Source organism: Rudaea cellulosilytica DSM 22992 (assembly GCF_000378125.1).
GTDB classification, from domain to species: Bacteria; Pseudomonadota; Gammaproteobacteria; order Xanthomonadales; family Rhodanobacteraceae; genus Rudaea; species Rudaea cellulosilytica.
Window position 1 is genome coordinate 1,762,190 of the sequence record NZ_KB899241.1, and the last position, 20,284, is coordinate 1,782,473.

The following is a 20,284-nucleotide window of genomic DNA, read 5'->3' on the forward strand; positions in this document are numbered from 1 at the left end:
TTCGCACCTCAAACCAGCTTGCGGTACTTGATCCGGTGCGGCTTCGCCGCTTCCTCGCCGAGGCGACGCTTCTTGTCTTCCTCGTATTCCTTGTAGTTGCCGGCAAAAAACTCGACGTGCGAGTCGCCCTCGAAGGCGAGGATATGCGTGGCGATGCGGTCGAGGAACCAGCGATCGTGCGAGATCACGAAGGCGTTGCCGGGGAATTCCAGCAGCGCATCTTCGAGCGCGCGCAGGGTTTCGATGTCGAGGTCGTTCGACGGTTCGTCGAGCAGCAGCACGTTGCCGCCCTGCAGAAGCGTTTTCGCCAGGTGCAGGCGGCCGCGTTCGCCGCCCGAGAGCGAGCCGACAATCTTCTGCTGGTCCGGACCCTTGAAGTTGAAGCGGCCGATGTAGGCGCGCGACTGGATCTCGATGCCGTTGATATTGAGGATGTCGGAGCCGCCCGAGACTTCCTGGAAGACGTTGTGCTTGCCGTCGAGCTTGTCGCGGCTCTGGTCGACGTAAGCGATCTTCACCGTCTGGCCTTCGATGATCTCGCCCTTGTCGGGCTTTTCCTGGCCGGTGATCATCTTGAACAGCGTCGATTTACCGGCACCGTTCGGGCCGATGATGCCGACGATCGCACCAGGCGGCACCTTGAAACTGAGGTCGTCGATCAGCATGCGGTCGCCGAAGGACTTGGACACGCCCTTGAACTCGATCACGTTGTCACCGAGGCGTTCGCCCGGCGGGATGAAGATTTCGTTGGTCTCGTTGCGCTTCTGGTAGTCGACCGATTGCAATTCGTCGATGCGCGACAGGCGCGCCTTGCCCTTCGAGCGGCCGCCCTTGGCGTTCTGCCGTGCCCATTCCAGTTCCTTCTGGATCGCCTTCTGCCGCGCCTTCTCGCTGGATGCTTCCTGCTTCAAGCGCTCGTCCTTCTGCTCCAGCCACGAGGTGTAGTTGCCCTTCCACGGAATGCCGCGGCCGCGGTCGAGTTCGAGAATCCACTCGGCTGCGTTGTCGAGGAAGTAACGATCGTGGGTGACCGCGACGACGGTACCGGGGAATTTGGCAAGGAATTGCTCCAGCCACTCGACCGATTCCGCGTCGAGATGGTTGGTCGGCTCGTCGAGCAGCAGCATGTCGGGTTTCGACAGCAGCAGGCGGCACAGCGCGACGCGGCGCTTCTCGCCGCCCGATAGGGTTTTGATCTGCGCGTCCCACGCCGGCAGGCGCAGGGCGTCGGCGGCGACTTCGAGCGTGCGCTCGAGCGTGTGGCCGTCGCCGGCGGCGAGGATCGCCTCGAGGCGCTGCTGCTCGGCGGCAAGTTTGTCGAAATCTGCGCCTTCCTCGGCATAGGCCGCGTAGACCTCATCGAGCCGCTTCTGCGCATCGGTGAGGTCGCTGACGCCTTCCTCGACCGATTCGCGCACGGTTTTCTCGGGATCGAGCTGCGGCTCCTGGGCGAGATAGCCGATCTTGATGCCCGGCTGCGGCCGCGCCTCGCCGTTGTACTCAGTATCGACGCCGGCCATGATGCGCAGCACGGTCGATTTGCCCGCGCCGTTGAGGCCGAGCAGGCCGATCTTGGCGCCCGGGAAGAACGAAAGCGAAATGTCCTTGATGATCTCGCGCTTCGGCGGCACGACCTTGGACACACCGATCATGGTGTAGATGTATTGCATTGATTGCTCCGTGGGAGGCGCCGTACCCAAACACGAGTTGACGCGCCTGCAAGAAAAATGCTGGCAGCCGCGACGGCCTTGGGACAGGCGCGTCGAACGAGTGCCGCACCAATTATCGCCGATGGCCGCCGCCGCCGCCACGTTTTGCCGTGCCGAAGGCGGCAATAACCCGTAAAATAGCCGGCCCTTGCCCCGGAGATGCGGTCCGATGTTTGCAGCGAACCTGAAGATCGAAGGCTACGACCCCGAACTGGCTGCCGCGATTGCGGCGGAAAAGCAGCGCCAGGAGGATCACGTCGAGCTGATCGCATCGGAAAACTACGCCAGCCCGCGCGTGCTCGAGGCGCAGGGTTCGGTGCTGACCAACAAGTACGCCGAGGGTTATCCGGGCAAGCGCTACTACGGCGGCTGCGAGTTCGTCGACATCGCCGAGCGCCTCGCGATCGAGCGCGTCAAGCAGCTGTTCGGTGCCGACTATGCCAACGTGCAGCCGCATTCGGGCTCGCAGGCGAACCAGGCCGTGTATTTGGCCCTGCTCAATCCGGGTGACCGCATTCTCGGCATGTCGCTCGCGCATGGCGGCCATCTCACTCACGGCGCCAAGGTCAATGCGTCGGGCAAGCTGTTCGACGCCGCGCAGTACGGCGTGAACGAGCGCGGCCTGATCGACTACGACGAGGTCGAGAAGCTCGCACTCGAGCACAAGCCGAAGATGGTCGTGGCCGGATTCAGCGCCTACTCGCAGGTCGTCGACTGGGCGCGCTTCCGTGCGATCGCGGACAAGGTCGGCGCCTACCTGTTTGTCGACATGGCCCACGTTGCCGGCCTCATCGCCGCGGGCGTGTACCCGAATCCGCTGCCGCACGCGCATGTCGTCACTTCGACGACGCACAAGACCCTGCGCGGCCCGCGCGGAGGCATCATCGTCGCCAGGGGTGCGGGCGAGGAGATCGAGAAGAAGCTGCAATCGATCGTGTTCCCCGGCATCCAGGGCGGCCCGCTCATGCACGTGATCGCGGCCAAGGCGGTCGCGTTCAAGGAAGCGCTCGAGCCGGAGTTCAAGGCCTATCAGCAGCAGGTCGTGAAGAACGCGCAGGCAATGGCCAAGGCGATCATCGCGCGCGGCTACAAGATCGTCTCGGGCGGCACCGAAAATCACCTCATGCTCGTCGACATGATCGGCAAGGGCGTCACCGGCAAGGACGCCGAAGCCGCGCTCGGCAAGGCGCACATCACGGTCAACAAGAACGCCGTGCCGAACGATCCGCAGAAGCCGTTCGTCACCTCGGGCCTGCGCATCGGCACGCCGGCGGTGACCACGCGCGGCTACAAGGAACCCGAATGCGTCGCCCTTGCCAACTGGATCTGCGACGTGCTCGACGCGCCGAGCGACGAACGCGTGATCGCCGGCGTGCGCGGCAACGTCGAGATGCAGTGCAAGGCGTTTCCGGTCTACGGTTGAGCAGGGCCTAGATGCACTGCCCGTTCTGTCAATACAACGACACTCGCGTGATCGATTCGCGCGAGACCGACGACGGCGCGACGATTCGCCGCCGCCGCGAGTGCCCGCAGTGTGGCGAACGCTTCAATACGTTCGAGACCGCCGAGCTGAAATTGCCGACGGTGGTGAAGAGCGGCAATCGTCGCGAAAGTTTCGACGAGCGCAAGCTGCGCACGAGCTTCGAGCGCGCGCTGCAGAAGCGCCCCGTCGCGACGCACGACGTCGACTCGGCGATCCGCGAGATCGTCAACGACCTGCGCCGCACTAGCGAGCGTGAGATTTCCTCGCGCCATATCGGCGAACTGGTGATGCGCGAACTGAAGAAGCTTGACCAGGTCGCCTATGTGCGTTTCGCCTCGGTCTATCGCAGCTTCGAGGACGTGCAGGCGTTCCGCGAGGAAATCGAGAAGCTCGAACGCGACCTGCCGGCGATCGAGGGCCTGCAACTGCCGCTGCTTGGCGACGTGGTCGTGCCGATCGAGAAGAACAAGAAGCGCTGATGTCCGCTGCGGGTGCCGCCTTCTCCGCCGTCGACCACGCGCATATGGCGCGTGCGCTGCGGCTGGCCGAGCGTGGCCTGTACACGACGCAGCCGAACCCGCGCGTGGGTTGCGTGATCGCCCAGGGCGAGGAGATCCGCGGCCAAGGCTGGCACGAACGCGCGGGCGAAGCGCATGCCGAAGTCTTCGCGCTGCGCGACGCAGGTGCGCGTGCGCGCGGAGCGACGGCCTATGTCACGCTCGAACCCTGCGGTCTGCACGGACGCACGCCGCCGTGCGCGGATGCGCTGATCGCGGCCGGGGTCGCGCGCGTCGTGATCGCAAGCGAAGACGCGTTCCAGCGCGAAGGCGGTGCCATCGAGCGCATGCGCGCGGCTGGCATCATCGTGGAGCCGGGCCTGATGCGCGAGGCCGCGCGCGAACTCAACCGCGGCTTCTTCGCGCGCATCGAGCGCGGCCGGCCTTGGGTGCGCATCAAGCTGGCGATGAGTCTCGACGGCCGCACCGCGCTCGCCAACGGCGAGTCGAAATGGATCACGGGCGAACCCGCGCGCGAGGATGTGCAGCGTTGGCGCGCACGCAGCTCGGCAATCCTGACCGGCAGTGGCACCGTGCGCGCCGACGATCCGCGCCTGACGGTGCGCCTGGCGTCGCCGCACACGGCGCCGCTGCGCGTCGTGCTCGACCGCGAGCTGCGCACGCCGCGCGGCTCGCATTTGCTCGACGGTAGTGCGCCGACACTGATTTTTCATGCGCCAGACGCGAGGCCGGCGCACGACGGCTTCGCTCGGGTCGAACTGGCCGCGATTGCGGTTCGCGACGGACGCCTCGACTTGTCACAGGTGTTGCACGAACTTGGTCGACGCGGCGTCAACGAGTTGCAGGTCGAAGCCGGGCCGACGCTGTGCGGCGCCTTGCTGCAAGATGGATCCGTGGACGAATTACTTTTGTACGTCGCGCCGGTCGTGCTCGGCGACAAGGCGCGGCCGCTGCTCGCCTTGTCCGAACTGAATGACATGGCGCAGGCAAAGCGTTTTCGCGTCACCGATCGGCGCCAGATCGGTGACGACTCACGGATTTTGTATCGGGAATAGCTCATGTTCAGCGGCATCGTTCAATCGGTTGGAAAAATCGCGGCGATGGAACCACGTGGCGGCGATGTGCGCCTCGTGGTCGACGCAGACGGCCTCGGCGTCGACGGCATCGCGCTCGGCGACAGCATCGCCGTAGCCGGCGTCTGCCTGACCGTGGTCGCGATCGACGCGACGCGGCTCGCGTTCGACGTATCGAATGAAACCCTGGCGTGCACGAGTCTTGGCTCGCTGGTTGTGGGTTCCGGCGTGAACCTGGAGAAGGCACTGCGCCTGGCCGACCGTCTCGACGGCCATCTTGTTTCGGGCCATGTCGACGGCGTCGGCCGCGTGCTCGCGATCGAGCCTGACGCGCGCTCGCAGCGTTGGACGTTCGAAGTGCCGGCGGAACTGGCGAAGTACATCGCCGGCAAGGGCTCGGTCTGTATCGACGGTACGAGTCTGACCGTTAACCAGACCGACGGCGCGCGTTTCGGCGTGAACCTGATTCCGCATACGATCGCGGTGACGACGTTCAAGGACCGGCGCGTCGGTGATGCGATCAATGTCGAAATCGACCTGATCGCGCGTTACGTCGAGCGATTGCTGCGCGGCTGATATGCGCTGGCTACGCCAACCAGTTGGCGCGTTGATTGCGGAACTCGTGATCCTTGCGCTGCCGCTCAACGCGGCGTATCGCTTCGCGATGCAGGTCGTCTATCGCCTCGACGCGCTCTGGGGCGCGCTGTTCGCGCTCGTTGCGGCGGTGATTGCCTGCAACGCGTACAACCTTTACGCGCGTTTCGTCGCACGGCGCGCAGCAGACGAACTCGCACCGCGGCACGCAGACGGGGCGTTGTACGGGCTCGCGCTCGGCGCGCTGCTGATCGGCATTGTCGTGGCTGCACTCGCGCTCGCGAGCGTTGCCAAGTTCGATGCGGGTGGCGCGTTCGCGCGTGCCGGCCTGCCCGGCGTGGCGATCCTCGCCGGCACGTTCGAGGAGCTCGTCGCGCGCGGTGTCGTGCTGCGCAATCTGGAAAACGTGTTCGGTAGCTTTGCCGCGATCGCCTTGTCCGCGCTGCTGTTTGCTTCATTGCATATCGGCAATCCGGGCGCGACGCCGCTGTCGATTGCCGCGCTCGGCATCGAAGGCGGGGTGATGCTCGGTGCGGTCTATGTCGCCACGCGTTCGCTGTGGTGGACGGCCGGTATCCATGTGGCATGGAACTTCACCCAGACCGGTCTGTTCGGCATTGCCGATTCGGGGCATTCGGGGCAGGGCCTGCTGCGCACCGAACTCGTCGGTCCGGACTGGCTGACCGGCGGCGCGTTCGGCATTGAGGCGTCGCTCGTCAGCGTCGTGCTTTGCGTTATCGTGGCGGCGTTGTTCTTGATTTACGCGCATCGGCGCGGGCACTTCGTGCCGCCATTCTGGAAACGAACTCATGCAATTTGACCCCATTGAAGACATCGTCGCCGACATCCGCGCCGGGCGCATGGTCATTATCGCCGACGACGAGGACCGCGAGAACGAAGGCGATCTGATCATGGCCGCGCAGGCGGTCACCGAGGAATCGATTGCCTTCATCGTGCGCCATTCGAGCGGCATCATCTGCCAGCCGATGCTGCGCGCGCGGCTCGAGGAATTGCAGTTGCCGCAGATGGTGACCGACAACAGCGAGAGCCATCGCACTGCGTTCACGATCTCGGTCGACTACCGCCACGGCACGACCACGGGCATCTCCGCGGCCGACCGCGCGCGCACGATCCGCGCGCTGGCCGATCCGACATCGCAGGCGTCGGATTTTGCGCGTCCCGGCCACATCTTCCCGCTGCGCTACAGCGAGGGCGGCGTGCTCACGCGCGCCGGCCACACCGAAGCGACGATCGACCTCGTGCGTCTGGCCGGCCTGCCGATGCTGTCGGGCATCCTCGTCGAGATCGTCAACGACGACGGCACGATGAAGCGCGGTGCGCAGCTGATCGCGTTTGCGCGCGAACACGGGCTCAAGGTCGGCACGATCGCCGACCTGATCCGCCACCGCCTGCAGACCGAGAAAACCGTCGCGCGCGCGTTCGAGCGCGAAGTGCAAACCGAATTCGGCGCATTTCGTCTGGTCGGCTATCGCGATGCCCTTTCGAGCCTGCCGCACTTTGCCCTCGTGCGCGGCAAGGTCGACGACGGTGCGCCCGTGCTCGCGCGCGTGCATGTGCGCGATACGCTGAGCGACGTGTTGCACCTTGCCGACACGCCGGCGGGCTTCTCCCTCAGCGCGGCATTGCGGCGCGTGGGTGAGGCAGGCCGCGGTGTCGTCGTCGTGCTTGCCGATGCAAAGGAGGCGGCGGGCGCGCTCGAACGCCTCGAAGCCGGCACGCGCCGCGAAACCGAGACCGGCCACGACGGCCGCCAGCACGGCCTGGGTGCGCAGATTCTCGCCGACCTCGGTGTGCGCCGCCTGACCGTGCTCGGCACCAAGCGGCGCTTCCACGGCCTCGATGGCTTCGGCCTCGAGATTGCCGGCTACGAGGAACCGGCGTAACCCAACGCGCCGATCGGTCCGCGGGCACGCCCTTCCGGTAAACTATGCGTTGCGGAATCCTCCGCGCCTGCCTGCGTTTCCCGATGCCGAACTATTCCGGCGAATTGCGCCCCCACGTGGCGGCGCGATTCGCGATCATCGCCAGCCGCTGGAATCCCGGCATCGTCGACGTGCTTGTCGACGGTGCACAGCGCGCGCTGCGCGAGCACGGCGTCGCCGACGCGGCGGTCGATCTCGTGCGCGTGCCTGGCGCGTGGGAGATTCCGGTCGTGGCGACTCGGCTCGCGCATGCGGGCCGGCACGCGGCGATTCTCGCGCTTGGCTGCGTCGTGCGCGGCGACACGCGTCACTACGAGCACGTCGCCGACGGCTGCGCACAAGGCCTCATGCGTGTCGCGCTCGATCACGGCGTGCCCGTACTCAACGGCGTGCTTGCGGTCGAGCGTCATGCCGACGCGCAGGCGCGCGCCGGTGGCGCGCACGGCAACAAGGGCGAGGAAGTGGCACTCGCTGCAATGGAAATGGTGGACCTATGCGAAAAACTGAACGTTGCGATCAAGACGGCGATCGAGGGCGGACGCGATGAATAAGCCCCGCGCCGACGGCGTCGACCTCAACGCGCGTTCGCGCGCGCGTCGGCGCGCGCTGCAGGCCATCTATGCCTGGCAGCTGAGCGGCAATTCGATGGCGAAAGTGATCGACGAATTCCGCCACGAGCAGGACATGGAAGTCGCCGATCTCGAATACTTCGAGGACCTGCTGCGCGGCGTCGATGCGCACTGCGCCGAGCTCGACGCGGCGCTGGCACCATTCCTCGACCGCAGCGTCGCCCAGGTCGATCCGATCGAGCGCGCCGCGCTGCGCCTCGCCGCGTACGAGCTGCGCCATCGCATCGACGTGCCGTACCGCGTCGTCATCAACGAGGCGATCGAGGTGACCAAGCGCTTTGGCGCCGACCACGGTCACACCTACATCAATGGCGTGCTCGACAAGTTCGCCGCGCAGGCGAGGCAGGCGGAGTACGCCGCAGGCGCGCGCGGTTGACGTGGCAGAATTCGCGCTGATCGACCTGATCCGCGCGCGCTGCGCGGTCGCGCGCGAGGATGTGCGCCTCGGTATCGGCGACGATGCGGCGTTGCTTGCGGTACCGGCAGGGCAGATGCTCGCGGTCAGCACCGACACGCTCGTGTCGGGTGTGCATTTCCCGAAGGATACGGCGCCGTTCGATATCGGTTGGAAGTCGCTCGCGGTCAACCTGAGCGATCTCGCCGCGATGGGCGCGACGCCGGCATGGGCGACGCTGGCGCTGACCTTGCCCGACGCCGATGCCGCGTGGACAGCGGCGTTCGTCGATGGCTTTGCCGCGCTCGCGCGCGAATTCGATCTCGCCCTCGTCGGCGGCGACACGACGCAGGGGCCGCTTTCCATCACCGTGACCGTGCACGGCTTCGTGCCGGAATCGCTGGCGCTACGCCGCAGTGGCGCGAAAGTCGGCGACGCGGTGTTCGTCACCGGCACGCTCGGCGATGCGGCGGCGGGCCTGGCGCTCCTGCAAGGTCCGGGTGTTGCCGGGAAAGCGCAGGAACATCTGCTCGCGAGGCTGAACCGGCCCACGCCGCGCGTCGCGCAAGGCTTGCTGTTGCGCGCTCGCGCGCATGCCTGCATCGACGTGTCGGACGGTCTCGTCGCCGATCTCGGGCATATCTGCCACGCCAGCGCGGTCGGTGCCGAAATCGATCTGACGCTGCTGCCGGCATCGCCGGCGCTGCTGGGCCTCGTCGCCGCGGAAGCGCGAGTGTCGCTGCAACTCGCTGGCGGCGACGACTACGAGTTGTGCTTCAGCGCCGCTCCGGCGATCGCAATCGAACTGCTCAACGACCTTGCGCGCAGCGGTTGCGCGGCGACGCGCATCGGCCGCATCGTCGCTGAGCCAGGCGTGCGCGTGCGCGCTGTGGACGGTAGCCTCGTGGCGTCGCCGCGTCCGGGCTGGGAGCATTTTTCGCCATGAGGCTCGACCCAAGCCAACGCGCCGCACTGCTGCGCGATCCGGCCAGGTGGATCGCCTGCGGCTTCGGCACGGGGCTGAGCCCGGTCGCGCCCGGCACCGCGGGTTCGCTGGCCGCGCTGCTGCCCTGGTTGGCGCTGCGCGAACTGCCGTGGCCGTTGTACTTCGCCGTCGTCGCGTTCGCATTCGCGCTCGGCGTGTGGGCGTGTGCGCGCGTCGTCGACAGGTTGCATGTCGACGACCCGGGTTTCGTCGTCTGGGACGAATTCGTCGGCCAATGGATCGCACTGATGCCGCTGCTGTGGATGCCGTCTGCGTGGTGGCTGCTTGCGGCGGGATTCGCCTTGTTCCGGCTTTTCGACATTGCCAAACCCTGGCCGGTGTCGTGGGCGGACCGCAACATCAAAGGCGGGTTCGGCGTAATGCTCGACGACGTTCTCGCCGGCGTCTATGCCGCGCTCGCGCTGGCAGCCTTAACGAGACTTGTGGGATAGTTCGGTGCACCTTTGCCCTCGTTGCTGATCGCGAAAATCATGAGCGCTCACCACCTCCCGACTGTTTCTTCAGAGCACCTCCCATGACCGAAGAAGAAATCCGCAAGCGCGCGTTCGCAATGCCGATCGACAACCCGGCCTATCCGCCGGGGCCGTATCTGTTCGTCGACCGCGAGTACCTGATCATCACCTATCGCACCGATCCCGATGCGCTTGCGAAGATCATCCCGGCGCCGCTCGAGATGACCGAGCCGGTGGTGAAGTACGAATTCATCCGCATGCCGGATTCGACCGGCTTCGGCGACTACACCGAGTCGGGCCAGGTCATTCCGATCAAGTACAAGGGCGAGCCCGGCGGTTACGTGCGCATGATGTTCCTCGACGATCATCCGCCGACCGCGGGCGGGCGCGAGCTCTGGGGCTTCCCGAAAAAGATCGGCGAGCCGACGCTCAAGGTGCATCGCGATACGCTCGTCGGCGAGCTGCGCTATTCGGACATGCCCGTTGCGCGTGGCACGATGGGCTTCAAGTACGCGCCGATGGATCGCAACAAGGCGATCGCGAGCTTGGAGGCGCCGGCCTATCTGCTCAAAATCCTACCGCATGTCGACGGCACGCCGCGCATCTGCGAGCTGGTGCGTTATGCGATGCAGTGCAAGGAGTTCAAGGGCGCGTGGACCGGGCCCGGCGCGCTCGACCTGTTCGCGCATGCGCTCGCGCCGGTGGCGGATTTGCCGGTGCGCGAGGTCCTCTCCGCCGTGCACCTGAAAGCGGACCTGCTTCTGCCCTACGGCGAAGTCGTGCACGACTATCTTGCTTAGCTCGGCTGCCCGTCATTCCCGCGCACGCGGGGATGACGAGTGCGCACATACCGTCAGGCGTCGGTGTATTCGAACACCTTCACCACCTTGGCGACGCCGGTGACATTGCGCGCGACTTCGACGACGGCATCGGCCTCGTCGCGGCTGACCATGCCCATCAGGTAGACGACGCTGTCGACCGTGGTCACGTTGACCCGACTCGGGTCGAAATCATTGAGGCTGGTGATGTCGAGCAGCGCGGTCTTCACGCGTGCGGTCATCGTGTTGTCCGCGCGGCGGCGCCAGAAGCCGATCGGCTCGTCGGTGACTTCGATTTCGTTGACCACGCGTTTGACGCCGTCGAGATGCTCGACCTGCGCTTGCGCGCGCTGCTTGAGCTCCGCGCTGCGCAATTGGCCGCAGAGCAACAGGCTGCCGTTGTAGACGACCGTGTGGACGAAGTTGTCGTCGTTGACGAAAGCCTTGTCGCGGTTGATCGCATCGCTTGCGTTCAACGCGAGGCGGCGGTCGGCGAGCACGGTGCCGGCATCGCGGCGATCGTGCGCCACGCCGACTCCGGCGGCCACGCCCGCGCCGGCCACAGCGAGCAGGCAGCCTTGCAACGGTGTTGCCAGGGCGAGAAGAAGTATCAATTTATACAATGCGCGATTCATGGTGAAGGGGTCGGGGCGGTGGCGGTACGGTTGCGCCTGGGCGGTGACTCGGCGCTGAACGCGCGGTGTCCTCACACCGCCTCGAAGGCATTGCGCGTCCATTCGAAGACGGGTCGTTGCGGCGTGCCGGCACAGCCGATCACGTCGAAACGACAAGGCAGGTCGGCGAACCGTGCATGCGCCTGCAGGAACACCTGCGCGGTCTGCACGAGCTTGCGCTGCTTGGTCGCGCCGACCGAGGCGGTGCCGCCGCCGCGCGTTGCATCGTCGCGGTAGCGCACCTCGACGAAGATCAGGACATCTCCGTCGTGCGCGTTCCGATCGAGCATGACGAGGTCGATCTCGCCGTAGCGGCAATGGAAGTTGCGTGTGACGGGTTCGAGTCCGGCTTTGCGCAGATGCGCGAGCGCCGCGCTTTCCCAGAGTTCACCGATTGCGCGCGCGCTCATCGACGCCATGCGCCTAGGGCGTCGGTGCGCCGACCTGCAGGCTGCCGCTGACCGGTGTGGCGACGCCTTCGCTGAAGCGTGCCCAGGTCAGCAGGCGCTGGATGCGGCCGCTGCCGTCGTTGCCGAGCTGACCGGTCGCGCCGGGCAAATAGGCATCGTGGTGCTGGCTCATCCATTCGAGGTAGGGAACGAGAGCATAGGCATCCATGCCCATTGCGAACAGGCGCGCACCGGCGCCGCGCGCGGATTCGAGCGAATTGGCGATGTCGCCGTGGTGCGGCAACCCGACTACCGCATCAAACAACCAAGGCGCGTCGCAGAACTCGACGCCGTCGAGATCGCGATCCATGCCCGGATTGGTCAGGCCGCCGAACAGATGCGAGGTAGCGAACACGGGCAGGTTCACGTAGCCGGCGAGCTTGAGTTGCGGCACGAACAGACGCGCTTGTTGCGGTGTCATGCTGATGAACACACCGCTGTTGGCCGGGTTGGCCGCATCGTTGCCGCCGGCGGCGCTCGGCGTCGGCAATGTGGCGAGCGCATTTTTTATGTTCGCGGCGAAGTTCAATTCGCCGGCCTTCAGGCGTGATTCGCCGATCACGCTGCCCTGTCCGGCCTCGAACTGGGCATGGAATGCGGCCGCGGCACGCTCGGCCCAATCGCTGTCGGCAGCGATGATCGCGGCGTGGTTGAGGCCGCGATCGAGCATGTGCTGAGCGGCCTGCGCGCCTTCGGTGTCGGGATTGAGGCCGAATGCCGCGCTGCCCGGCGGCGGCGCCTCGCCGCGTTCGGGCAGGTTGAGCGCGAGCACCGGCGCCGTCAGCTGGCTTTGCGCGAACACGGCAGAAACCGCATCGCGGCGCAGCGGTCCGATCACGTGATCGGCGCCATCGGCGACTGCGTGCTGGTAGGCGCTGATCGCGTCGGCGGCGCTGTTGCCGGCATCGTACACGCGCAGTTCCGGACGCGACGTGTGCGTGTCGGAGAAATAGGCGGCGAACACGCCGTCGCGCACGGCCTGGGCAACGGCCTTGAGCTGACCGTCGATCGGCAACAGCAGCGCGATCACGCGCGCCGGACGATAGCCTTCGCCGTTCATCGCATTCGCGCCGCCCTGCGTGCCGACCGGCAATCCCGGCTGCGTGATCCCCTGCGCCAGCGCCTGTCCGGATCGGCGCAACGCAAGATCGATGTAGGCACGCAAGGCGTCGCCAGGCAGCAACGAGGCAGCCTGTTGCTTGAGCATCTCCGCATCGATGCTAGCCAGCGTATCGACGATCTGGTTTTCGTTGCGCTCGCGGTCCTTGCCCTGCAGCGCGGGATTGAGTGCGGCACGCGTGCGAGCGCTCGCGAATGGGTCGCCGGCAAGCGCCTGCGCGCGTGCGCGCAGCTCGAGCGTGCGCAGGCGAAGCGGGCGCGACAGCTTCGTCTCATCGAGCGTGAGCAGAGTCAGCGCACGCTGCGTGTCCTTCTTCGACAGCGCGAGTTCCGCTTCGAGCAGATCGAGTCGCGGCTGCTCGGCTTCGGGCAGGCGGCGCGCCTTGACCCCATCGAGCGCCCAGGCGACTGCGTTGAGATTGCCTTCCTCGTGAAACGCTTCGGCGGCGCGCAAACGATAGTGGTCGCGATATTCGCGGTCGCCTTCGGCAATATCCATGAAGGCCTGGCCGGCGCGGTCGAATTCGCCGTTCTTGAACCATTGTTCCGCTTCGCTCGCGGCCGGCCCATTGTCGCGATTGCCGGGCAGTTCGGCGCAGCCGCCGAGCAGCAGAGCGGCGGCAAGGACGGCAAGAAGGCAGCGCAGGGTGCGGCTCGTCGTATGCATGAAAGGTCGATCCCGAGTGTGCGCGCATGATAGCGGAAGCGCGGGGCGGCTAAACTAGCCGGCGATCCCATTACAGGCGCGCGGCATGAGCAGGCAGGACGACAAACCGCTGGCAGCGGGCGGCAAGCTGTTCGTCGTCGCGACGCCGATCGGCAATCTCGACGACCTGAGCCCGCGTGCGCGGGCGACGCTCGCTCAGGCCGACCTGATCGCGGCCGAAGACACGCGCCACAGCGCGGCGCTGCTGCGCCATCACGGCATCGCGACGCGTACGCTCGCCCTGCACGAACATAACGAACGCGAGGCGAGCGCCGATCTGGTGCGGCGCATGCAGGGTGGCGCGAACATCGCGCTGATCAGCGACGCAGGCACTCCACTGGTCAGCGATCCCGGTTATCGCCTCGTGCGCGCGGCGCGCGCGGCGGGGATCCCGGTGTCGCCGATTCCCGGCGCGTGCGCCGCGATCGCGGCGTTGTCGGCGGCGGGCCTGCCGTCGGATCGATTCGCATTCGAAGGATTTCTGCCGGCGAAGTCGGCTGCGCGCCGCGCCGCCTTGCAGGTGCTGCGCGCGGATCCGCGCACGCTGATCTTCTACGAGTCCAGCCATCGCATCGTCGAGTCGCTCGCCGACCTCGCTGCGGAATTTGGCGGTGAACGCGAAGCCGTGGTCGCGCGCGAGCTGACCAAGCAGTTCGAGACCGTGCTCGACGGCACGCTGGCCGGACTCGCGCAGCGAGTCGCCGGCGATGCCGACCAGCAGCGCGGCGAATTCGTCGTGCTGGTCAAGGGCGCCGGGGACGACGATGACGCGGCGAAACTGATCGAGGGTCTGCGTGTCTACAGGATCCTCAGCGCCGAGCTGCCGCCGAGCCGCGCGGCCAAGCTCGCCGCCGAGATCACCGGCGCGCCGCGCAAGGCGCTGTATTCGGCACAGGGGCCGCGGGAGGCGTGATGGATTCATTGAGGATCGTCCCGGTCGACGAGGCGAGATGGATGGATCTGCAGACGGTGTTCGGCAAGCGCGGTGGTGCGGCGGCCTGCCAATGCCAGCGTGCCATCTTGCCAATGCGCGAGTATTGGCACATGCCGCGTGACCTGCGCCGGGATTTTCTGCATGAGGAAATCGTCGGAGCCCGTCCGGCCGCGCCAGGCTTGCTCGCCTACCTGGGAGATGATCCGGTCGGCTGGTGCCGGCTTGGCCCGCGCTGCCAGTTCGCCCCGCTGCGCAACTCGCCCGTGCCTTGGGCGGAGCGGCGCGAGGACAAGGAGGATGCGAAGGTCTGGGCCGTCGTCTGTTTCGTCGTGCGCGCCGGTTATCGACGGCGCGGCATCAGCTACGCGCTGGCTGCGGCGGCCGTCGACTATGCGCGGCGGCACGACGCGGCGGCGATCGAGGGCTATCCGATGGCCACACGCGGCGAGGAGATCACCTGGGGCGAGCTGCATGTCGGTGCGGTCGGCGCGTTCAGGGCGGCCGGCTTCAACGAAGTCACGCATCCCTCGAAACGCCGCTATGCGATGCGCATCGATTTCGGAGACGCAGCTGCGAAGCCGATGTCGACGCCATCCGCGTGAACAGCGCGGCAAGACCAGCAAGGCATGATGTCGGTGTCAGCTCGTGCAGCCGGTTCGCTAGGACCAATCGGCGGCCGTTCAGGCGCACTGCGTACTACGGCCCGGATCACGAGTGTTTCACCCAAGGCGTTGTAGGATGCGTCTTCGTCCGTGGACCGTGAGTGGCTCCGCCTCGCAGATCGACACCCACATGTCCGAATTCACCGTCCAGACATTGCTGAAAACCCCGACGGTCACCGTGCGCGACGTGTACTGTCGCGGCAACTGCCGGCACAAGAGCGCGGAGGAATGCGCGAGCGGCACGCATCTGGTGTTTCCGTATCGCGGTGTCTACGTGCGCCATGTCGGCCGCGACGAGGCAGTGGCCGATGCGAGCCAGGTGCTGCTGTTCAATGCACAGGAAGGCTACAGCGTCAGCCATCCGGTCGAGGGCGGCGACGCGAGCCTCGTTGTCGCGGTCGATGAAAACCTGTTGCGCGAACTGGCCCCGCCGGCTCTGCTGCACGAGGGTGTGCCGTTGCGCTTTCGCCGCCAGCGCCTGCGCATCGATGCGCGCGCACAGGCGCTGGTTGCGCTGTTGCGACACAGCTTGCGTGCGGGAATCGCCGAGCCGCTCGAAGCCGAAGGCCTTGCGCTGACGCTCGCGCAGCGCGCCCTCGGACCGCGCACGACGCACGCGGCGGCGGCCAGCAGCGGGCGCCAGCGTCTGGTTGACCGCGCCAAGCTCGTGCTGACCAGCGATCTCGCGCGGCGCTGGACGCTGGCCGACATTGCGGGCGAAGTCGGCGTTTCGCCGGTCTATCTGACCCAGAGTTTCCAGCAGGTCGAGGGCCTGCCGCTGTACCGCTATCAGCTGCGTCTGCGCCTTGCGCGGGCGCTCGATTTGATCGCGCAGTACGAAGACCTGAGTGCGCTGAGCCTCGATCTGGGCTTCTCCAGCCACAGCCACTTCAGCGCCGCGTTCCAGCAGACCTACGGGCGTTCGCCGACCGAATTTCGCCAGGCCGCGTTGCACAAGTCGGCCTGAATCGAAATCGCTAAAGATTCTGACAGCGGGTCAATCCTCGCGGTGGCGTAATGCACCTGCCCGGACGTCGGGCGCCAACGAAGAGAGAATGTCATGACCACCAAGACTTGTGCGGCTTGCGACTGCGAGCTCGATGCCAACCCCATCAAAGTCAAGATCGGCGGCAAGACCGTCGAAGTGTGTTGCGATGAATGCGCACAGAAGCTCAAGGAAGCGCACGCATCGGCGCAGGAGCAGGGCTGACGCCATGAGCACGCAAACCTCCCCGACTCGGCGCAGCGTGCGCACGGCTTCCGGCACGATCGGCTATGTCGAACAGGGCAGCGGTCCCGTTGCTCTGTTCGTCCACGGCGTGCTGCTGAACGGCCATCTCTGGCGCCACCAGCTCGCCGGATTGTCCGACGTGCGCCGTTGCATTGCCGTCGACCTGCTTGCGCACGGCGATACCGAAATCCTGCCCGAGCAGGACGTGTCGGTGACCGCGAACGCGAACATGCTCGCGCAGTTCCTCGATGCGCTCGGCATTGCCCAGGTCGATCTCGTCGGCAACGACAGCGGCGGCGGCATCGCGCAGATTTTCGCCGCATTGCATCCGCAGCGCGTACGCAGCCTGACCCTGACCGACTGCGACACGCACGACAATTGGCCGCCCGAGGCGTTCAAGCCGTTTCTGGCGATGGCAGCCGATGGCGGCTTGCGTGGCACGCTCGAGGCGATGCTTGCGGACAAGGGCATCTTTCGTTCGCCCGAAGCGCTGGGTCCGGCTTACGAGCATCCCGAACGGCTGGGCGATGCGGACATCGAAACCTATCTGCGTCCGTTCCTGCGCAGCCCGCAGCGTCTGCGCGATCTCGAACGTTTCCTCGCCGCGTTCGACAACAAGCACACGCGCGCGATCGAAGGCCGGCTCAAGGCGTTCACCGCACCGACACTGATCGTCTGGGGCACGGATGACGTGTATTTCGATGCAGCTTGGTCGCGTTGGCTGGCTGAGACGATTCCCGGCACGCGCAAGCGCGTGGAATACGAAGGCGCGCGCATCTTTTTCCCCGAAGAGCGCTGGCAGGATTTCAATCGCGAGCTGCGTACGCATTGGCAGGCGGCGCTGCGCGAGGCCGCGTGAGGCGGATCGGTCCGGCAAACCCGGGCCGGATCGGCTAAAATCCGCAGCGGAGTCGGCCAGACAGTCGCGCGGCGCGCAAGCGTCTCGAGGAAAGTCCGGGCTCCACAGGGCAGGGTGCCAGGTAACACCTGGGCGGCGTGAGCCGACGACCAGTGCAACAGAGAATAGACCGCCGAACGGCCTCGTCACCCCTGTACCGCCGATTGACCGGACTTGACGTTGGGCGCGCAGCGCGCAACGGCCAAGTCCCGAATTCCAAGAAGGGTCGGCAGTACCAGGGTGGCGAGGTGCGTGGTAAGGGTGAAACGGTGCGGTAAGAGCGCACCGCGCGCGGGGACAACGTCGCGTGGCACGGTAAACTCCACCCGGAGCAAGACCGAATAGGGGAGCATGGCGCGGCCCGCGTCGCTCCCGGGTAGGTTGCTCGAGCTCATCGGCGACGGTGAGCCTAGAGGAATGACTGTCCAACGACAAAACCCGGCTTATCGGCCGACTCCCTTTATTTGTGCGTTCATCCGTGAACGCGAATGTCGAAAAAGCGGCCATTCGTGGCCGCCCTTTTCAATGAAGCAACCAGTCGTCGCTGATCGCGATGCGGACACCCTCGGTCGCACTTGTTTGTGAAATGAAGACGGGAGCCGTGTCCGGTCCCGGCGACTGTCCGCCTGCGCGTGTTCGGGAACTAACCGGCGCGCAGCGGCATCCAATGGCCGCCGTCGATCCGCTTCGCAGGCGACAGTGCGCGCGTTTCGGCTAGTTCCATCATAGAAAGCCGCCATCGCACCGATCTGGTCGGCGCGATGGCGGCGGGCGCGGTCAGCCGTAGCCAGTCAGCAGCAGGAAAGAGCATGAACCTTCATTTTGCATCCCGTCACCCCCGCCTGGTCCTTGGCCTCGGCTTGGGCGTGTGTGCGCTAGCCGCGACGGTTGCGCTGGTGTTCGCGGGGAAACGCAAGCCGGATGACGTATTCGTCCTGCGCCGCAATTTCGAAACCGTGCTCGTGCAGCAGGGTGATCTGGTCGTGCCGGTGCCGGCTTCCGGCATTTTCGTCGAAAAGGAGAAAAAGCTGCTCGCTTCGCCGACCTCGGGCACGGTGGAGGAAATTCCTTTCGCCCCCGGGGCGATGGTGAAGAAGGGCGATGTCGTCTTTCGCCTCAGCAACAGCCGCCTCGCCGAGCAGGCGCAGGCATCGCGCGTCGCCCTGGAGAAGGCGAATCTCGATCTCAAGGAAGCCGTGCTCAGCGAAAAGATCGAGGCGATGGCGCAATCGAGTCGGCAGAAGGAGCTCGAACGCGGACTCGCGATCGAGGTGCGCGAGCGCGATGCGCTGCGTCCGCTGATGGAGCGCGGCATCATCTCGAAACTCGACATGGCGCGCGCCGATGCGAAAGTCGGCGGCCTGCGCTCGCAGATCGCCGAGCAGGCGGACCGGGTCGCGCTCGCCCAGGATCTCGGCGCTTCGCGCATCGCAATCAAGGAGGAGGCGCTCAAGCAGGCCAAGGACGGTCTCGCGCTGGCGCAGCAGAAACTCGAGGAGCTCAAGGTCCGAAGTTCGGTCGATGGCCCGATCCAGGACGTGTTCGTCGAGCTCGGCCAGGCGGTGTCGCCGGGGGAGAAGCTCGCACTCGTGTCGAGCAGCAACGACCTGATCGCGGCGCTCAAGATTCCGCAGGCCAAGGCGGCGTCGATCGCGCACGGCAACAAGGCGACGCTTTACGTGCAGGGCAAGGTGGTGCGCGGCACGGTCGTACGCATCGATCCCAAGGTGCGCGATGACTCGGTCCTGGTCGATGTCGCGCCGAACGAACCGCTGCCGTTCGGTGTGCGTGCGGCCGAGTCGCTGGCCGGCGACATCGAGGGCGCCCCGACCAGCGAGGCGGTCTACGTCGAGCGCGCCGACGACATCCAGCCGTTCAAGGAGCGCGACATCTACCTGCTCAGCGGCAACGAGTTGCACCGCCAGCGCATTCAGTTCGGCGCGCTATCCGGCAAGTACGTCGAGATTCGCTCTGGCGCGCGGCCGGGTGACCGCTTCGCAATCGGGCTGGATCAGGCGCTGTACGCCAAGGCCGCGCTGACCGTGGCCGACTGATCGCGGCGGCGGCCCCCGGGCCGTGCTCGCGTCGCGTTTCTGGATACTTCTATACTTGTATTCTTTTGCAATTGTATATTCCGCGCAAACTGACGCGGATGGCGGTCGTGCTTGGGCGCAATGCCGGCACCAAATCCGCTGCGAGGGAGCTTTGGCCCTTGGGGAAAACTTGCGTGAATTCAATCACCTTTTGTCGCTTCCTCAGAAAGCGCACGAAATAGTCACAAATTCCTGCGCTTCTCCTTGATCTGCAAAGCAATTTTTCCTTGACAGCCCTGTATGCCGTCGATATTGTGGCGGTCAGTGGGATTTTGTGGTTTTTAGTGGGAATTGCGGATCATGTTCCAGGGCGAAACCGCGGTCACGTTGGACGACAAGGGTCGATTGGCGCTTCCTACCGCCTATCGCGACCTGATCGCGTCCGCGTGCGCGAATCGCCTCGTGTTCACCTACAACCCGTTCGAGCATGGCTGCCTGTGGTTGTTCCCGCAAGCCGAGTGGGAAAAGGTGCGCGATCAGGTCAACGCGTTGTCGAGCGTCAAGCGCGTGCACCGCGACCTGCAGCTGAAACTCGTAGGCGCGGCCGCGCAGATCGAGCTCGACGGGTCCGCGCGCGTCCTGGTTCCAGCGAGTCAGCGCATGGCCGCCGGGATCGAAAAGCGCGCGATTTTGCTCGGCATGAACGCGAAGTTCGAGCTGTGGAGTGAGCAGGCGCACCTGAACAAGATCCGCCAGACGATTGGCGAGGGCGATCTCTCCGACGAGATGCTGGATTTGAAGCTGTGAGGGAAGCTCTGCGCGCATGCAGAGCTTCCGCGAGGCAGGACGCCTCGCTCGCGGGCCAAGCGCGCATGCGCTTGATCCGTCGCAGGCGAGTTCGAACTTGTTTTGAACTCGCCGCGGGCTGCCAACCCGTGGACGGGGTTGTGCAGACCATT

22 protein-coding genes and 1 other RNA gene are annotated in these 20,284 nt (G+C 65.9%); 19 read left to right on the plus strand and 4 right to left on the minus strand.

Features of this window, described 5'->3' with window-relative positions; all coding sequences use genetic code 11:
• Positions 1-8: 8 nt before the first annotated feature.
• The gene (gene ettA, locus F455_RS0107800) at positions 9-1,670 is read right to left on the minus strand and encodes an energy-dependent translational throttle protein EttA (RefSeq protein WP_018972726.1); all 1,662 of its coding nucleotides are present in this window, start codon (positions 1,668-1,670) and stop codon (positions 9-11) included.
• A gap of 208 nt (positions 1,671-1,878) precedes the next feature.
• On the opposite strand from ettA, the gene glyA reads away from it, so the two are divergent.
• From glyA to F455_RS0107855, 11 genes are all read left to right on the plus strand, one after another.
• A complete protein-coding gene (gene glyA, locus F455_RS0107805; RefSeq protein ID WP_018972727.1) occupies positions 1,879-3,132 on the plus strand; it encodes a serine hydroxymethyltransferase in 1,254 nt (417 codons plus the stop codon).
• An 11-nt stretch (positions 3,133-3,143) separates the two neighbouring features.
• Positions 3,144-3,671 (plus strand): transcriptional regulator NrdR, encoded by a 528-nt coding sequence (nrdR, locus tag F455_RS0107810; protein WP_018972728.1) that lies wholly within the window; start codon positions 3,144-3,146, stop codon positions 3,669-3,671.
• Positions 3,671-4,765 (plus strand): bifunctional diaminohydroxyphosphoribosylaminopyrimidine deaminase/5-amino-6-(5-phosphoribosylamino)uracil reductase RibD, encoded by a 1,095-nt coding sequence (gene ribD / locus F455_RS0107815; protein ID WP_018972729.1) that lies wholly within the window; start codon positions 3,671-3,673, stop codon positions 4,763-4,765. The genes nrdR and ribD overlap by 1 nt, the downstream gene beginning before the upstream one ends.
• Before the next feature lie 3 nt (positions 4,766-4,768).
• Positions 4,769-5,359 (plus strand): riboflavin synthase, encoded by a 591-nt coding sequence (locus F455_RS0107820; RefSeq protein ID WP_018972730.1) that lies wholly within the window; start codon positions 4,769-4,771, stop codon positions 5,357-5,359.
• 31 nt (positions 5,360-5,390) lie between these two features.
• A complete protein-coding gene (locus F455_RS20130) occupies positions 5,391-6,197 on the plus strand; it encodes a CPBP family intramembrane glutamic endopeptidase (protein WP_018972731.1) in 807 nt (268 codons plus the stop codon).
• Positions 6,187-7,281: a 3,4-dihydroxy-2-butanone-4-phosphate synthase gene (ribB, locus tag F455_RS0107830; protein ID WP_018972732.1), complete on the plus strand. Its 1,095-nt coding sequence runs from the start codon at positions 6,187-6,189 to the stop codon at positions 7,279-7,281. Before F455_RS20130 ends, ribB begins: the two co-directional genes overlap by 11 nt.
• Before the next feature lie 83 nt (positions 7,282-7,364).
• The gene (gene ribH, locus F455_RS0107835; RefSeq protein ID WP_018972733.1) at positions 7,365-7,871 is read left to right on the plus strand and encodes a 6,7-dimethyl-8-ribityllumazine synthase; all 507 of its coding nucleotides are present in this window, start codon (positions 7,365-7,367) and stop codon (positions 7,869-7,871) included.
• Positions 7,864-8,325, plus strand: a complete 462-nt coding sequence (gene nusB / locus F455_RS0107840; RefSeq protein WP_018972734.1) for a transcription antitermination factor NusB — start codon at positions 7,864-7,866, stop codon at positions 8,323-8,325. Before ribH ends, nusB begins: the two co-directional genes overlap by 8 nt.
• Before the next feature lies 1 nt (position 8,326).
• On the plus strand, positions 8,327-9,289 hold the full coding sequence (gene thiL / locus F455_RS0107845; RefSeq protein ID WP_018972735.1) for a thiamine-phosphate kinase: 963 nt from the start codon (positions 8,327-8,329) through the stop codon (positions 9,287-9,289).
• Complete coding sequence (locus tag F455_RS0107850) at positions 9,286-9,780, plus strand: phosphatidylglycerophosphatase A family protein (protein ID WP_018972736.1); 495 nt, start codon at positions 9,286-9,288, stop codon at positions 9,778-9,780. The genes thiL and F455_RS0107850 overlap by 4 nt, the downstream gene beginning before the upstream one ends.
• A gap of 83 nt (positions 9,781-9,863) precedes the next feature.
• Positions 9,864-10,601, plus strand: coding sequence for an acetoacetate decarboxylase (locus tag F455_RS0107855; RefSeq protein WP_018972737.1), 738 nt, complete (start codon positions 9,864-9,866; stop codon positions 10,599-10,601).
• A 53-nt stretch (positions 10,602-10,654) separates the two neighbouring features.
• Here the strand turns inward: F455_RS0107855 and F455_RS0107860 are convergent, their stop codons facing one another.
• The 3 genes from F455_RS0107860 to F455_RS20135 all read right to left on the minus strand — a co-directional run bounded on the left by F455_RS0107860 (position 10,655) and on the right by F455_RS20135 (position 13,528).
• Complete coding sequence (locus tag F455_RS0107860) at positions 10,655-11,254, minus strand: BON domain-containing protein (RefSeq protein WP_026293185.1); 600 nt, start codon at positions 11,252-11,254, stop codon at positions 10,655-10,657.
• 71 nt (positions 11,255-11,325) lie between these two features.
• Positions 11,326-11,703: a YraN family protein gene (locus F455_RS0107865; protein WP_018972739.1), complete on the minus strand. Its 378-nt coding sequence runs from the start codon at positions 11,701-11,703 to the stop codon at positions 11,326-11,328.
• 13 nt (positions 11,704-11,716) lie between these two features.
• Positions 11,717-13,528, minus strand: a complete 1,812-nt coding sequence (locus tag F455_RS20135; protein WP_018972740.1) for a penicillin-binding protein activator — start codon at positions 13,526-13,528, stop codon at positions 11,717-11,719.
• An 85-nt stretch (positions 13,529-13,613) separates the two neighbouring features.
• Here F455_RS20135 and rsmI point away from each other — a divergent pair, with 85 nt between their 5' ends.
• The 8 genes from rsmI (at position 13,614) to mraZ (ending at position 20,132) form a co-directional block, all read left to right on the plus strand.
• Complete coding sequence (rsmI, locus tag F455_RS0107875; protein WP_018972741.1) at positions 13,614-14,480, plus strand: 16S rRNA (cytidine(1402)-2'-O)-methyltransferase; 867 nt, start codon at positions 13,614-13,616, stop codon at positions 14,478-14,480.
• On the plus strand, positions 14,480-15,103 hold the full coding sequence (locus F455_RS20140; protein ID WP_018972742.1) for a GNAT family N-acetyltransferase: 624 nt from the start codon (positions 14,480-14,482) through the stop codon (positions 15,101-15,103). The genes rsmI and F455_RS20140 overlap by 1 nt, the downstream gene beginning before the upstream one ends.
• Positions 15,104-15,239: 136 nt before the next feature.
• The gene (locus F455_RS0107885) at positions 15,240-16,130 is read left to right on the plus strand and encodes a helix-turn-helix transcriptional regulator (RefSeq protein ID WP_018972743.1); all 891 of its coding nucleotides are present in this window, start codon (positions 15,240-15,242) and stop codon (positions 16,128-16,130) included.
• A gap of 93 nt (positions 16,131-16,223) precedes the next feature.
• Positions 16,224-16,373: a TRASH domain-containing protein gene (locus F455_RS23200; RefSeq protein WP_018972744.1), complete on the plus strand. Its 150-nt coding sequence runs from the start codon at positions 16,224-16,226 to the stop codon at positions 16,371-16,373.
• A gap of 4 nt (positions 16,374-16,377) precedes the next feature.
• A complete protein-coding gene (locus F455_RS0107895) occupies positions 16,378-17,253 on the plus strand; it encodes an alpha/beta fold hydrolase (RefSeq protein ID WP_018972745.1) in 876 nt (291 codons plus the stop codon).
• A 48-nt stretch (positions 17,254-17,301) separates the two neighbouring features.
• An RNA gene (gene rnpB / locus F455_RS22000) (RNase P RNA component class A) lies at positions 17,302-17,754 on the plus strand.
• Positions 17,755-18,101: 347 nt separating this feature from the next.
• Entirely contained in the window at positions 18,102-19,346 is a 1,245-nt protein-coding gene (locus F455_RS0107910) for an HlyD family secretion protein (protein ID WP_169337306.1), read from the plus strand.
• A gap of 339 nt (positions 19,347-19,685) precedes the next feature.
• Positions 19,686-20,132: a division/cell wall cluster transcriptional repressor MraZ gene (mraZ, locus tag F455_RS0107915; RefSeq protein WP_018972748.1), complete on the plus strand. Its 447-nt coding sequence runs from the start codon at positions 19,686-19,688 to the stop codon at positions 20,130-20,132.
• Positions 20,133-20,284 lie beyond the last annotated feature (152 nt).